General features: G+C 62.7%; 15 protein-coding genes. 7 read left to right on the top strand and 8 right to left on the bottom strand.

All coding sequences use genetic code 11. The annotated features are described in order from the left end of the window. The first annotated feature begins 106 nt into the window (after nt 1-106). Entirely contained in the window at nt 107-253 is a 147-nt protein-coding gene (locus AC56QP_RS03575) for a hypothetical protein (protein ID WP_489860909.1), read from the top strand. Between the two features lie 54 nt (nt 254-307). Here the strand turns inward: AC56QP_RS03575 and AC56QP_RS03580 are convergent, their stop codons facing one another. After that, on the bottom strand, nt 308-541 hold the full coding sequence (locus AC56QP_RS03580) for a DUF982 domain-containing protein (protein ID WP_244529578.1): 234 nt from the start codon (nt 539-541) through the stop codon (nt 308-310). A 132-nt stretch (nt 542-673) separates the two neighbouring features. Further along, on the bottom strand, nt 674-1,339 hold the full coding sequence (locus AC56QP_RS03585) for a GntR family transcriptional regulator (protein ID WP_489860908.1): 666 nt from the start codon (nt 1,337-1,339) through the stop codon (nt 674-676). Nucleotides 1,340-1,510: 171 nt separating this feature from the next. Between AC56QP_RS03585 and AC56QP_RS03590 the strand changes: the two genes are divergently transcribed. Then, on the top strand, nt 1,511-2,770 hold the full coding sequence (locus tag AC56QP_RS03590; protein WP_489860907.1) for a multidrug efflux MFS transporter: 1,260 nt from the start codon (nt 1,511-1,513) through the stop codon (nt 2,768-2,770). A 134-nt stretch (nt 2,771-2,904) separates the two neighbouring features. On the opposite strand, the gene istB is transcribed toward AC56QP_RS03590, so the two are convergent. Together istB and istA are read right to left on the bottom strand one after the other, a co-directional pair. Then, nucleotides 2,905-3,798 carry an IS21-like element helper ATPase IstB gene (gene istB, locus AC56QP_RS03595; protein WP_352722235.1) on the bottom strand — a complete coding sequence of 298 codons (894 nt, stop codon included), beginning with the start codon at nt 3,796-3,798 and terminating at the stop codon, nt 2,905-2,907. Continuing rightward, complete coding sequence (istA, locus tag AC56QP_RS03600) at nt 3,795-5,309, bottom strand: IS21 family transposase (RefSeq protein WP_489859523.1); 1,515 nt, start codon at nt 5,307-5,309, stop codon at nt 3,795-3,797. Before istA ends, istB begins: the two co-directional genes overlap by 4 nt. A gap of 226 nt (nt 5,310-5,535) precedes the next feature. Between istA and AC56QP_RS03605 the strand changes: the two genes are divergently transcribed. After that, nucleotides 5,536-5,832, top strand: a complete 297-nt coding sequence (locus tag AC56QP_RS03605) for a DUF423 domain-containing protein (protein WP_497100777.1) — start codon at nt 5,536-5,538, stop codon at nt 5,830-5,832. A gap of 118 nt (nt 5,833-5,950) precedes the next feature. Here the strand turns inward: AC56QP_RS03605 and AC56QP_RS03610 are convergent, their stop codons facing one another. Together AC56QP_RS03610 and AC56QP_RS03615 are read right to left on the bottom strand one after the other, a co-directional pair. Beyond that, a complete protein-coding gene (locus AC56QP_RS03610) occupies nt 5,951-6,097 on the bottom strand; it encodes a hypothetical protein (protein ID WP_489860905.1) in 147 nt (48 codons plus the stop codon). A gap of 61 nt (nt 6,098-6,158) precedes the next feature. Beyond that, nucleotides 6,159-6,302, bottom strand: a complete 144-nt coding sequence (locus tag AC56QP_RS03615) for a hypothetical protein (protein WP_489860904.1) — start codon at nt 6,300-6,302, stop codon at nt 6,159-6,161. A 157-nt stretch (nt 6,303-6,459) separates the two neighbouring features. On the opposite strand from AC56QP_RS03615, the gene AC56QP_RS03620 reads away from it, so the two are divergent. Next, nucleotides 6,460-7,536, top strand: a complete 1,077-nt coding sequence (locus AC56QP_RS03620) for a LacI family DNA-binding transcriptional regulator (protein WP_489860903.1) — start codon at nt 6,460-6,462, stop codon at nt 7,534-7,536. Nucleotides 7,537-7,557: 21 nt separating this feature from the next. Here the strand turns inward: AC56QP_RS03620 and AC56QP_RS03625 are convergent, their stop codons facing one another. Further along, on the bottom strand, nt 7,558-8,805 hold the full coding sequence (locus AC56QP_RS03625; RefSeq protein WP_489860902.1) for an OpgC family protein: 1,248 nt from the start codon (nt 8,803-8,805) through the stop codon (nt 7,558-7,560). A gap of 202 nt (nt 8,806-9,007) precedes the next feature. Here AC56QP_RS03625 and AC56QP_RS03630 point away from each other — a divergent pair, with 202 nt between their 5' ends. Next, a complete protein-coding gene (locus AC56QP_RS03630; protein ID WP_489860901.1) occupies nt 9,008-9,673 on the top strand; it encodes an alpha/beta hydrolase in 666 nt (221 codons plus the stop codon). Between the two features lie 86 nt (nt 9,674-9,759). Here the strand turns inward: AC56QP_RS03630 and sthA are convergent, their stop codons facing one another. Beyond that, on the bottom strand, nt 9,760-11,148 hold the full coding sequence (sthA, locus tag AC56QP_RS03635; RefSeq protein WP_489860900.1) for a Si-specific NAD(P)(+) transhydrogenase: 1,389 nt from the start codon (nt 11,146-11,148) through the stop codon (nt 9,760-9,762). Nucleotides 11,149-11,359: 211 nt separating this feature from the next. Between sthA and AC56QP_RS03640 the strand changes: the two genes are divergently transcribed. Further along, nucleotides 11,360-11,830 (top strand): RDD family protein, encoded by a 471-nt coding sequence (locus AC56QP_RS03640; RefSeq protein WP_489860899.1) that lies wholly within the window; start codon nt 11,360-11,362, stop codon nt 11,828-11,830. Between the two features lie 138 nt (nt 11,831-11,968). Next, nucleotides 11,969-12,733, top strand: coding sequence for an arginyltransferase (locus AC56QP_RS03645; protein WP_489860898.1), 765 nt, complete (start codon nt 11,969-11,971; stop codon nt 12,731-12,733). Nucleotides 12,734-12,851 lie beyond the last annotated feature (118 nt).

Raw genomic sequence — 12,851 nt, forward strand, 5'->3', positions numbered from 1 at the left:
GCACCATCATCGACGCCACAGCCGAGCAGTTCACTTCAGCTGTTGTGTTTGGCGGCCAATGCTCCTAGGCAGGGTCAGAGCCGCGAGGCAGTGAAAAGGAGCCGATATGGCGCGAGCACCAAACTACGATCAGGAACGCAAGGAACGCGACCGCCAGAAGGCGGCCAAGAAGGCTGAGAAGCTGGCGGCCAAGGTTGCCGCGCGGGAACGTTCGCAGCCCGAGAACGAGACTGAAACCGAAGCAGCGAAATGACGGCAAAAGGCCCGCGAATGCGGGCCGTGCCTCAATCCGGATTGTCGCCTTGCGTCAGGCCGTCGCCTTGTCGCTGACGAAGACGTCCACTTCGCGCGCCGCGGCAATGAAGGCGCGCCTGGCGTTCATCGCCGGCTTGTCGCCAGCCAGCGCATCGTGACAGGCCTGCAGCGCCGCGCGATGCTTGGGGCTGCGTTTGCCCGGCCAGCTGTTGAGCAGGTAGTCGGAAGCCTCTCGGGCCGAGCGCAAGAGCTGAGTGCTTCCCGCCGCGACTGACTTGACCGTCACGGGTGTTTCAAATCGGTTGTTTTCCATCGCCGCTCTTACGCCATCGGCGCTCGCGAAGCGAGGCCGAAAGTGCATCTCGCGTCCGGGGCGTCGCCTTTTGCACGGCGACCACCCTGCCCTGCAGCCGCCGCACTAAGCGGCAACGACGGCAAAACCCCTGGCGCGAAGACCACGGCGATCGTTGGCGAGCGACGTCACCAGCCTGTCGCGGCTGCCGACGATGTGGGCCGAAAGCTGGCGTGCGGCCTCTTCGGCATCGCCAAGACGTGTCGTCGCCAGAATGGCGCGATGTTCGGCCCAGGCACGGGCAAGGGCCGCCTCATCGCGAACCTCCAGCCAACGGGCCCGCGACAGGCGCGTCATGGCATCGCGGACCGCGCGAAACAGGAATTCGTTGCCCGACAGGCGCGCCAGCTCGATGTGGAAATCCATGCCGACACGATGCCATTCCTCGCGCGGCGTGTTGCTGTCGCAGGATTCGAGCATCGCCTCGATGACATCGACCCCGCTCCTGTCGGCCAAGGCACAGGTCAGGCGAAGTGCGGCAACCTCGACCGCCTCCCTGTAGACGGCGATCTGCTCGAGTTCAGCCAAATTGATGGGCGAAACCGTCCAGCCACGGCCATCCCTGCCGACCAGGCCTTCGGTCTCGAGCCGCAGCAGCGCGGCCCTGACGGGGGTTCGCGACGCGCCGAAGCGACTTTCGATCCAGCGCTCGGTCAGTTTCTCGCCAGGACCGATCTCGAGGCCCAGGATCATCTCTCGAAGTTGTTTTTCGACGCTCTGCATCTGCGACATTGTCGTTCTCGTTTTCTGGCCGTTTGCTGGCGACCGGCCTGCGTCCGATCACGTTTGAGAGGGTCGCATTGACAGCGGCCGGGCTAGCGTCCATGACGGATACCAGCTTGGTATCCCAAAATGGTATCCGCAGCAACAGGCACTCCAAATTGCTCGGGCAGGACATTCGACATGCCGCAGAACACGCCCCCGGCGACCGACAGCGCCTACAACATCCACTGGCGGCGCAATCTGTTCGTATGCTTCGCCGGTTCGTTCTCGACGCTTGTCGCCATGACGTTGCTTCTGCCGTTCCTGCCGCTCTATATCGAGCAGCTCGGCGCCGAAGGGCATGCAGCGATCGTGCAATGGTCCGGGATTGCCTATGGCGCGACATTCTTCGCGGCGGCACTGGTGGCGCCGCTCTGGGGACGCCTTGGCGACCGCTACGGCCGCAAGTCGATGCTGGTTCGCGCCAGTTTCGGCATGGCCATCTGCATGTCGCTGACCGGCATGGTGCAGACAGTCTGGCAACTGGTGCTGCTGCGGCTGCTGATCGGTTTTGCCGGCGGCTATTCCTCGGGATCGACCATCCTCGTCGCCATGCAGACGCCCAAGGAGCGTTCCGGCTGGGCGCTGGGACTGCTGTCGGCCGGGATCACTGGTGGAGCACTGGTCGGCCCGCTGGTTGGCGGCGCCTTGCCGCCGCTGATCGGCATTCGCGCCACCTTCCTTTTGTCCGGCGGCGTCATCTTCCTGGCCTTCCTGGCGACCACCTTCCTGATCAAGGAGAATCCTCGGCCGAAGACAACAGATGCCGCATCGAAGGCGAAGCCAAAAGGCGGCTGGGCACAAATTCCCGACAAACGGCCTGTCATCGCCATGCTGGCGACCGGCATGCTGTTGAGTTTCGCCACCATGTCGATCGAGCCGATCATCACCGTCTATGTGCAGCAGCTCATCGAGGACCAGAGCCGCGTCACGCTGATCTCGGGCGTCGTCATGTCGGCGGCGGCGCTTGGCGCCATCCTGTCGGCGTCGCGCCTCGGCAAGCTCGCCGATCGCATCGGCCATTGGAACGTCATCATCGGCGCGCTCGCCGTCTCGGCCCTGCTGCTGATCCCGCAGGCCTTCGTCACGCAAAGCTGGCAACTCATCGGCCTGCGCTTCCTGATGGGCCTGGCGCTGAGCGGGCTGCTGCCCTGCATCACCAGCGTGATCCGCCACAATGTTCCCGATGGCGTCGGCGGCAATGTATTGGGACTCTCGATCTCCGCCCAATATGTCGGACAGGTCGCCGGCCCCTTGCTTGGCGGCTTTGCCGGTGGCCATTTCGGCATGCGCTCGGTGTTTCTCGGCACCTCCGTCTTGATGGCGGGAGGAGCGATGTATAATTGGCTGGCGCAATCTCGCCGCGAGCAGGACATGCTCACCAACCCCGGCAAGTCCTGACCGGGGTGGCCGCATCCCTTGAACGTCACGGAGCCACGGATATGAGCACGGTCGAGCAGTCTTCCGGCAACAGCGGCCGCATCCTATAGCGCGTCGATCTGGAAGAGACCTGCGCGACAATCTGGATGAGACTCTCAGAGCGCGGTCACGGGCAAATTATCATGCTGATTGTCGCTGGCAAGAGTTTCGCCGTTTTCTGATTGTCGCTCCGCGACAAGCTCGTGCGTGTTTTTGATTGTCGCGTAGGAGGCTGGCCTGCCGCGCTGGCGTTTGGCTTCGATGGCGGATCTGCGCCGGTAGCTTTCGACATTCATCTCGAAGATCGTTGCGTGATGAACAAGTCGGTCGACCGCGGCGAGGGTCATGGCGGGGTCGGGAAAGACCCTGTTCCATTCTCCAAAGGGCTGATTGGCGGTGATCATGATGGAACGCCGCTCATATCTTGCGCAGATGAGTTCGAAGAGCGCGCTCGTTTCGGCCTGGTCCTTGGTGACGTAGGCCAGATCGTCGAGGATGAGCAGATCGAACTTGTCGAGCTTGGCGATGGCGGATTCGAGTTGCAGCTCACGCCGTGCGACCTGAAGCTTCTGGACGAGATCGGTTGTTCGGGTGAACAGCACACGCCAGCCGTTCTCGATGAGGGCGAGCCCGATAGCTGCGGCGAGATGCGACTTTCCGCCGCCGGGCGGGCCAAACAACAGGATATTGGCGCCCTTTGCGAGCCAGCTATCGCCGGCGGTCATGGCCATGACCTGCGCCTTGGAGACCATGGGTACGGCATCGAAGGCGAAGCTGTCGAGTGTCTTTCCGGGCGGCAGATGCGCTTCGGCCAGATGGCGTTCGATCCGGCGCCGATCGCGCTCGGCCAACTCATGCTCGGCAATGGCCGACAGGAACCGGGCGGCGGGCCATCCCTCTCGATCAGCCTGTTCGGCAAATTGCGGCCACAGGGTCTTGATCGTCGGCAATCTGAGTTCGTTGAGCATGATGCCGAGACGGGCTTCGTCGATGATGTGGGCGGCCTTCATGCGACGTCTCCCGCATAGGCCGTGCCGATCAGGGCTTCATAGCCGTTGAGGGAAGCGAGTTGCACCGAGACGGTCGGCAGCAGTGCGGGATCCGGGCCGAATAGCGATCGAAAGACAGCAATATCGGGCAGGTCGCCGGCGTCGAGGGTCTCGGCGAGCTGCTCGGCAAGTTCGCGCTCGCAGCCTCGATCATGGGCCAGCGCCAGCAATTCGACCATCACCTTGCAGGCCTGCCTGTCCGGCAGCCGCTCAATGAGCACATCGAAGGCCCTGCGGTATTCCTGCCGCGGGAAGAGCTTGTCACGATAGACGAGATTAAGAAGCGCCATCGGCTTTTTGCGCAGGGAATGGATGACGTGCCGATAATTGACGACCTGATCGTGCCTTCCATCCGCATGCCCGCGGCTTCTGGGCAGCGTCATCAGGTGTGTTCCTCCGACAAAGACCTCGAGGCGATCGTCGAACAGCCGGACGCGAAGCCGATGTCCGATCAGGCGGGAGGGAACGGTGTAGAAGACCTTGCGCAAGGTGAAGCCACCCGTCCGCGACACGGTCACGGCCACCTCCTCGAAGTCGCTGGTCCGCCGGTCGGGGAGTTCCTGCAGATGAGGGCGTTCGGCATCAATGCGTTTGCCATGATTGGCGTTGTGCCGGCTGGCGATCTCATCGATGAAGGCGCGGTACGCGTCGAGATCGTCGAAGTCCCTGCTGCCGCGCATCAGAAGGGCGTCACGGATGGCGCTCTTGAGATGACCATGGCTGCTTTCAATCGACCCGTTCTCGTGGGCGATGCCCTTGTTGTTGCGGGTCGGCGTCATGCGATAATGGGCGCAGAGTTCCTCGTAGCGCCGTGTCAGGTCCTCCTGCGCATCGGCACTGAGATTGCGGAAAGCCGCCGACAGGCTGTCGCTGCGGTGATAGAACGGCGCTCCGCCAAGTGACCAGAGCGCGTTCTGCAGTCCTTCGGCCAGGGCCACGAAGCTCTCGCCACCGAGAATGACGTGGCTGTGTTCGAAGCCCGACCAGGCGAGCCGGAAGTGGTAGAGCAGATGATCGAGCGGCTGGCCAGCGATCGACACGCCCAGGCTGCTCATGTCGGTAAAATCCGACAGCCCGAGCCGGCCGGGCTCGTGAAGCTGACGGAAGATGACCTCCTGCTCTTCGCCGTGGATGGCGCGCCATGACCGAATGCGCCGCTCCAGGGTCCGGCGAATGCCCTCGCTCAGTTCCGGGTGCCGCCGCAGCATCTCTTGGTAGATGGCGACTGTACGGATGCCTGGCGCCGCCTTCAAAAGGGGAACGACTTCAGCATCGAAGATGTGCTCGAGAGGGTCAGGCCGTCGCCGGCCGCGAGCCTTTTGCTTTTGCGATGGCAGGTCCGGATTCTTTTTGATGCGATAGGCCGTCGCTCTGCTGATCGACGCCTTGGCCGCGGCAACCTCGGTCGTGTGTTCCTGTCGTAACTTCATAAAGAGCCTCATCTGATGGTCGGTTACATGACGGCCTGGCACAAAGGTGATTCTCCATTCTTCAGAAAATCGCCAAGGTACTTCAGCCAACCGCGCTCAACAGACGCCGGCAGTGACGCCGCGGGGGTGGTGTAACTCCGTTCGGGCTACGCCCTCAGTGCGTCACACCACCCCCGCCGAGTCTCATCTTGATTGACGCTGAATCTCATCCTAATCGCCGCGCCGCAGCATCCTCATCCTGGCCGCCGGCCTCTGTGGCGCCGCCGGCGTGGCGCTGTCTGCCGCGGCTGCGCATCTGGGCGGCGCCTTTGTCGGCACCGCCGCATCCTTCCTGCTCATGCATGCGCCGGTCTTCCTCGCCTCAGGATTGCTCGGCGCGAACCGGATCCTGCGTATTGGCAGCCTGGTCCTGCTGGTAGGACTTCTCCTGTTCTGTGGCGACCTGCTCGCCCGAGACTTCCTCGGCTCGCGGTTGTTCCCGCTGTCGGCGCCGATCGGCGGCACCTTGCTCATCGCCGGCTGGCTGGTGATCGCGGCCTCTGCGCTGGGGCGGGCGCGTTCCTGATCCGGCTGAGTTCCCACACCAACGGTTCCGAAAAGGCGAATGATGCCTTAGGGCGCCCTGCCCTCGGACTGGATCGGGTCGCGAAGACTCATGCCAGGACGCTGCCTGTCACGAACGATCAGTCCTGGCAACGCTCCGGCTGAATAAGCAACTCGCGATTTCGCCGTAACCCGGTCGGACGGCGCGCCTCCGGCCGGCGGCGAGCAGGCGAGATGCCCCAATAGTTGCGGTAGATGTCTTCGAACAGATAGCTCAGGGGATGCATAGCGCGTTCTCCTTTAAAAACTTGAATCGATCCAATCGGTCAACAAAAAATGCGGCGCCATTCAGCTCCGCTTGCGCTCCACGAGGAACCGCAACTCACGAACCCATGGGCTGGCGACGCCACGGCGCCTCTGCGTCACGGTGCGCAAGGCGACGCTCCAGTCGTTGCGATAGATGTCCTCGGACAGAAAATTGACGGGGTGCATGGCACATCTCCCTTGATCACGGATTGAATCGATCCAATCAATTAGATCACTACCCACTTGGATCGATTCAAATATACCCCTCGCCGAACCTTTGATCAAGTCAAAATTTGAACCGATCCAACGAAAGTGTTAGGTAGGACGCAGTCAGGAGACGAAGATGGCGCCATTGACCTCTGGAAAGACAAGACCGGTCCGGCTGGCAGACATCGCCAAAGCGGCCGGCGTGTCGCACGGCACTGCCTCCAACGTGTTCGCCCGTCCGGAGATCGTGCGCGAGGAAGTCCGCGAGCGGGTGAAGGCCGCAGCCGAGGCAATGGGATATGGCGGACCGGACCCCAAAGGACGGCTGCTGCGCGCCGGCAAGGTCAACGCCATCGGTGTGGCCACCGGCGAACCCCTGTCCTATTTTTTCGACGACCCTTTTGCCCGGGTGATGATGGCCAGCATTTCGCAGGCTTGCGACGCGACCGGCGCCGGGATCTCGCTGGTCTCGGCCGCCAACAGCGAACAGCTGGCCTGGAACATCCAGAGCGCCCTGGTCGACGGGTTCATCGTCTTCTGCATGGAGGGCGACTCGCGACTGGTGCAATTGGCACGCGAACGCAAGCTGCCCTTTGTGGCGCTCGATCTCGATTCGGACGACCAGACGGTCGCGGCGATCGGTATCGACAACATCGCCGGGGCTGGCCTGGCGGCCCACCATCTGGCCGAACTTGGGCATCGTCGCTTTGCCGTGCTTGCCTTGCCCTGCACGGACGCCGGCTTCGGTCCTACCAGCCAGGCACAAGTGGAGATGGCCCTCTATTCCGGTACGCGCGACCGCCTGCGCGGCTATTTCGCGGAGCTCTCCAATTTCGACATCGACGTCTCGCTTGTGCCGATCTACGAAACCGTCAATGACGAGAAAAGTGTCTGGGCCGGCCTCGATCATATTTTCGCCGGCGCCGAGGCGCCAACGGCAATCCTGGCGATGTCGGACAGGATCGCCCTGCATGCACTGGACTGGCTGCGACAGCATGACATCGCCGTGCCGGGCGACGTTTCGATCGTCGGCTTCGACGGTGTCCCGGAAGGCGCGATCTCCGAGCCGCCGCTGACCACCGTCGCCCAGCCGATTGCCGAGATGGGCCGCCGCGCCGTCAAGGCGATCCTGGAAAATGATGGCTCGCTCAGCCGGCAATTGCTGCCGGTCGACCTCGTGGTGCGGGCCTCGTCCGGCCCCCCGCCGGCCTGAACCGCCGGTCGCCTCAAAGCGTCATCGGCTCACTCTTGCCGTCATGGGCGGCATGCCGAAGGATGCATGGACAGGCGGCGGCGCGTTGGAAACCGGCCTGCTTTTCCCGGACCAGCCAAGGCCCGAAAGCCATTCTAGATAATAGGCGAGCGCAAACTGCATGGCGATGCCGGCGGCAATCAACAGGCTGTCATAGGTGAACCCGCCAGGATTGATCTGCTTGAGCACCTGCGCCGCCATGGCCAGCACGGTGCCGGCGATGAAAACCGGCAGCGATCGCTTGCCCAATATGGCAAGCGGGTGGTCGCGCCCGGTGCGAAACAGGTTGGAAATCGCCGGGAATGCCACGATCAGGTAGCTTACCGCCAGGATATGCAGCAGCCTCGGCAGCGACAGAAACGTCTTGTCAAAGCCGGTCACCACGGAAGGCAGGCCAAGCCAGGAAATCTGTCCCCAGAGCGGGCTGTGCACCCATACCAGCGCCGTGGCGGCGTAGGCCAGAGCCGCGCCAACCAGCCAGCGATTGACCGGGATGCTGCCGCCGCGACGCACATGCAGTGTGCCCGCCAGGCCGATGTTGAAGAGGAACTGCCATGACAGCGGGTTGAGGAACCAGAAGCCGGGCTCGGGATAATTGGGCGGCGCGATCTGATAGATCCCCGCCACCAGCCATAGCGCACCGGAAGCGGCCAGCGCTGGCAACGGCCGGTGGCTGACAACAAGCAGGAAGACCGGCGCCAGCAACAGCAGAACCGCATAGACCGGCAGGATGTTGTTGTAGCCGAGCTGATGACCAAGCGTGACGATGCCGACCAGGACTTCCGGCGTGTTCTTCATGAGCGGCTCGATGTTGATCATCTTCAGCAGCTCAGGCCGCCTGGCGAATACCGCCGCGGCGCAGAACAAGGCCATGACCACCATGGTGGTGACGATGTGGGCGGCATAGAGCACACCGGCGCGCCGCCACATTTTCAGGGTCGCCAATAGCCGGTTGCCCGGCTGAAATTTCCTGCCGTAGGCAAGAGCGACCGAGATGCCGGAAATCAGCACGAAGACCTCGGCCGCGTCCGAAAAGCCGAAATTCTTGTAGGTCAGATATTCGAAGGCGGTGCCCGGTACATGGTCGACATAGATGGTCAGCAGAGCGAGAGCGCGGAAGACATCAATGCGCGTGTCGCGCTCCGTGACACGCATATCCCGGTCCGGGACACGCGTGTCACGGTCGGGGACACGCGCAGAAGCGCGATCCGGGGAAATTGGGGTGGTCATCGACAAAAGGCCTCAAAGCTGGTTGTTCATGCCGGCAATGCGACCCCCGGCGCACCGCTTCGATTCCTCCCACGGGAACGATATCGGCGAAGAAACGGACTGTAATGCGCCCGGTTCAATCAACTTTCGCGGAGCTTGAAAATATTGCGTTTTGAAGCCGGCAAAATGAACAAAAGTAACTTGAAATCAAAAGGCTGTGATCGTGACTGAAGAAGCCTTCGAAGACGTCGCCCCGCGGCGCGATCTGGGTTTTTTCTACCGCCTCTACCGGCCCGCCAATGCAACCGGCGAAGTGCTTTTTCTGCTGCACGGATCCGGAGTCGACGAGACCACTCTGGTCCCGCTCGGGAAACAGATCGCGCCGCGCGCGGTGCTGGTGGCGGTGCGTGGTCATATCGCCCAGGAAGACGGTTTCCGCTGGTTCACCCGGATCACCCCGACGCGCTTCGAGCAGCATAGCATTCGCGACGAGGCGGACGCGTTTGCCGGCTTCATCGGCGAAGCGGCGCTGCATCACAATCTCGATCTCTCCCGCACGACATTCCTCGGCTACTCGAACGGCGCCAATCTGCTTTCCAGCGTTATGCTGTTGCATCCCGGCCTAGTCGAACGAGCCGCATTGCTGCGGCCGATGCCGGTGCTGGACGATGTACCGCCGACGGATCTGTCAAAGGTGCGTGTGCTCATCATCGCCGGCGCCGCCGACGTGACCTATGCGCCCTTCGCGCCAGCACTGGTGACGCTGCTCAGCCAGCATGGCGCCGACCTTGACGCCCGGATTGTTCCGTCGGGTCACGAATTCGGTGACGCGGATGCGGCAATCGTCAGGCAATGGCTGACAGCGCCCCAGTCACAGGACGCTGGTTGACGGCGGCGAAACCATCATCCGGGGCTGGTATGGAGCGCGGGGGCGGCGCTCTCGACGGCGGGAGAGCGGCCGAATGAACTGGTCGCCTACCCTCGTCCCATCCTGTTCCACGCGTCCAGCCCGGCGATCTTGTAGGCTTCGGCGAGCGTCGGATAGTTGAAGGTGTTGTTGACGAAGAAGTCGACGGTGCCGCCGAGATTGATCACCGCCTGGCCGATATGGATCAGCTCGGTGGCCCCCTCGCCCACTATATGCGCGCCAAGCAGCCGGCGCGTCTCGATCGAGAACAACAGCTTCAGGAAGCCGGTGTTGACGCCCATGATGTGGCCGCGCGAGGTTTCCCGGAAGCGCGCCACGCCGACCTCGTAGGCGGCCCCACTCTCGCGCACCTGTTCCTCGGACTGGCCGACTGTCGAGATCTCCGGCACCGCATAGATGCCGTAGGGAAAGGTTTCCGGTGGTGGCGGCAAGGGCACGCCGAAGGCGTGGCAGGCCGCCACCCTGCCTTGCTCCATCGAGGTGGAGGCGAGGCTCGGAAATCCGATGACATCGCCGGCGGCGTAGATGTTTGCCACGCTGGTCTGGAAAGTCTGCTGATCGACCTTGATACGACCCCTCGAGTCGGCGTCGATGCCGACAATATCCAGCCCGAGGCTGCCGACATTGCCGGTGCGACCGGCGGCGTAGAGCACGACCTCGGAACGAATGGTGCGGCCATCAGCCAGTTCCACTTCGGCGGTGTCCGGCTTGGACCGGATTTCCTTCACCGCGCTGCCCAGGCGGATCGTCATGCCGCGATCGCGCATCTGGTGGATGAAATCGTCAACGATTTCACGGTCGACGAAATCAAGGATCGAGTTGCGCGGCTCGACCAGCGTCACCGGCACATCGAGCGCGGAAAAGATCGTCGCGTATTCAACGCCGATGACGCCGCCGCCGATCACCGTCAGGGTACGCGGCAGGCGGTCAAGCTCCAGCATCTCGTCGCTGTCGAAGACGCGGGTCTTGTCGAAAGGCACGTCGCGCGGCCGGTGCGGCCTTGTGCCGACCGCGATCAGCGCATGGGCGAAACCGACCTCGCTGTAGTCGCCGGCATCGGTGGTCAGGCTGACCTTGTTGGGGCCCAGAAATTTCACATCCGCGCGTGCGCTCTTGACCGTGTTGCGCATGAACTGGTGCTGCAGCACCTCGACCTCGTGATCGAGCGTCTTGTGCAAGCGTTCGATCAGGTCGCCGACCGAGATGTCCTGCTTGACCCGATAGCCGCGGCCGTAGAAGCCGCGCTCGCGCCAGCCCGACAGGTTGAGCACCGTTTCGCGCAGCGTTTTCGACGGGATGGTGCCGGTATGCACCGATACTCCACCTAGACGCCGGCCCCGATCGACCACCAGCACCGATTTGCCGAGCTTGGCCGATTGCACCGCGGCGCGGCGCCCGGAGGGCCCGCTGCCGATGACCAGCATGTCGTAGTCCATGGTGCCCCGTTCCCTCTGCCCCTGCGGGCTTTGTTGCGCCGCAGCAAGCTAATGCTATCCGCAAAGCAAATTCAACCGATTCGCATTGCATCTCATGCCGTTCGAGCCTTGTCGGCTGTGAAAAGCCCGATCTTGATTCCGCCGCGGGCCTTCACCATTTCAATGCCGAGCGGCCCGCACCCTATGTCGGGCCCTGTTACGAGGAAATGACATGAACGCGCGCGTTCTCGACGGCGAAATCATCACCACCAGGCTTGACGACGTGCGGGCCTATGACGGCGTGCGCACGCGGCGCATCCTGGCCTTCGTGATCGACTATGTCATTGTCGCGCTGCTCACCATCCCGTTCGCCATACTGGTGTTTTTCCTCGGGCTGCTGACCCTCGGCCTTGGCTGGATGCTGTTTGGCGTCCTGGTGCCGGCCGTCGCCATCCTCTACATCTGGAACACGCTTGGCAGCGCCGACCAGGCTACGACGGGCATGAAAATGATGGGCATCCGCCTCGACCGGCTCGACGGCAGGCCAATCGACGGTCTCACCGCCGTCGTCCATTCGGTGCTGTTCTGGGCCGGCAATGTCATCCTGTCGCCGCTGGTCCTGCTGGTGACTTTGTTCGCCGATCGCAAGCGCACGCTGCATGATCTGCTGCTTGGCACGGTGGTCAGCCGCACCGACCGCTGACGGCATTTTCGGGAGCGCCGCGGGCCGTTTCGGTGCAAATGTGAAGCGTCGTCTCAACCACGCCCTCACAATCCTGTTGAATTTTTCGCCGTCCGCGCCAAAGGTAGAGCGATTCGAAGGAGTGTATCCAAAGGCTCGATGACGCAGCATCCGACCCAGTCGCCGCAGTTCTTCCTGACCGCGCCGTCGCCGTGCCCCTATCTCGACGGCCAGTTCGAGCGCAAGGTGTTCACGCACCTCGTCGGCGACAAGGCGTCGGAGATGAACGACCTGCTTACGCAAGGTGGCTTCCGGCGCTCGCAGAACATTGCCTACCGGCCGGCGTGCGAGACCTGCCGCGCCTGTGTTTCCGTGCGTATCCTGGCCCAGGAATTCGTCGCCAGCCGCAGCATGAAACGGGTGCTGCAACATAATTCCGATCTCGTCGGCGCCATGCACGGTGCCGAACCCTCCACCGAACAATATTCGCTGTTCCGCAGCTACCTTGATGCCCGTCACCGTCGTGGCGGCATGTCCGACATGACGGTGCTCGACTACGCCATGATGGTCGAGGACACCCATGTCGACACCAAGGTGATCGAGTACCGGCGGCGCGGACCCGACACCTTCATCACCGGCAAGGGACAAGGCGAGCTGATCGCGGTTGCGCTTACCGACAAGATGGCTGACGGCCTGTCGATGGTCTATTCCTACTTCAATCCCGATTTCGATGAGCGCTCGCTCGGCACGTTCATGATCCTCGACCATATCGCGCGCGCCCGGGCGATGGGCCTGCCCCATGTCTACCTTGGCTACTGGGTCAACGGCTCGCGCAAGATGAATTATAAGATGCGCTTCATGCCGCAAGAGCATCTCGGCCCGAAGGGCTGGGAGCGCTACACCAACGAAGCGGTTGCACGCTGAGTTTTTCCACGATCCACGCTTAAACTGTTTCAAGGCAGGGATGCTGGTCTTTCAGCCGGTTGGCTGAGAGTGCGCCATTGCAACCGGGTCACCTGCATTTCATTGCGAAAGTTGCCGC

This window comes from Mesorhizobium sp. RCAM 05104, from assembly GCF_059683645.1.

Coding starts and splice junctions, on each gene's coding strand:
- AC56QP_RS03610 (WP_489860905.1), bottom strand. CDS start 6,097: ATGCATCCCCTGAGCTATCTGTTCGAAGACATCTACCGCAACTATTGG.
- AC56QP_RS03575 (WP_489860909.1), top strand. CDS start 107: ATGGCGCGAGCACCAAACTACGATCAGGAACGCAAGGAACGCGACCGC.
- AC56QP_RS03625 (WP_489860902.1), bottom strand. CDS start 8,805: ATGACCACCCCAATTTCCCCGGATCGCGCTTCTGCGCGTGTCCCCGAC.
- AC56QP_RS03615 (WP_489860904.1), bottom strand. CDS start 6,302: ATGCACCCCGTCAATTTTCTGTCCGAGGACATCTATCGCAACGACTGG.
- istB (WP_352722235.1), bottom strand. CDS start 3,798: ATGAAGGCCGCCCACATCATCGACGAAGCCCGTCTCGGCATCATGCTC.
- AC56QP_RS03590 (WP_489860907.1), top strand. CDS start 1,511: ATGCCGCAGAACACGCCCCCGGCGACCGACAGCGCCTACAACATCCAC.
- AC56QP_RS03585 (WP_489860908.1), bottom strand. CDS start 1,339: ATGTCGCAGATGCAGAGCGTCGAAAAACAACTTCGAGAGATGATCCTG.
- AC56QP_RS03620 (WP_489860903.1), top strand. CDS start 6,460: ATGGCGCCATTGACCTCTGGAAAGACAAGACCGGTCCGGCTGGCAGAC.
- sthA (WP_489860900.1), bottom strand. CDS start 11,148: ATGGACTACGACATGCTGGTCATCGGCAGCGGGCCCTCCGGGCGCCGC.
- AC56QP_RS03640 (WP_489860899.1), top strand. CDS start 11,360: ATGAACGCGCGCGTTCTCGACGGCGAAATCATCACCACCAGGCTTGAC.
- AC56QP_RS03645 (WP_489860898.1), top strand. CDS start 11,969: ATGACGCAGCATCCGACCCAGTCGCCGCAGTTCTTCCTGACCGCGCCG.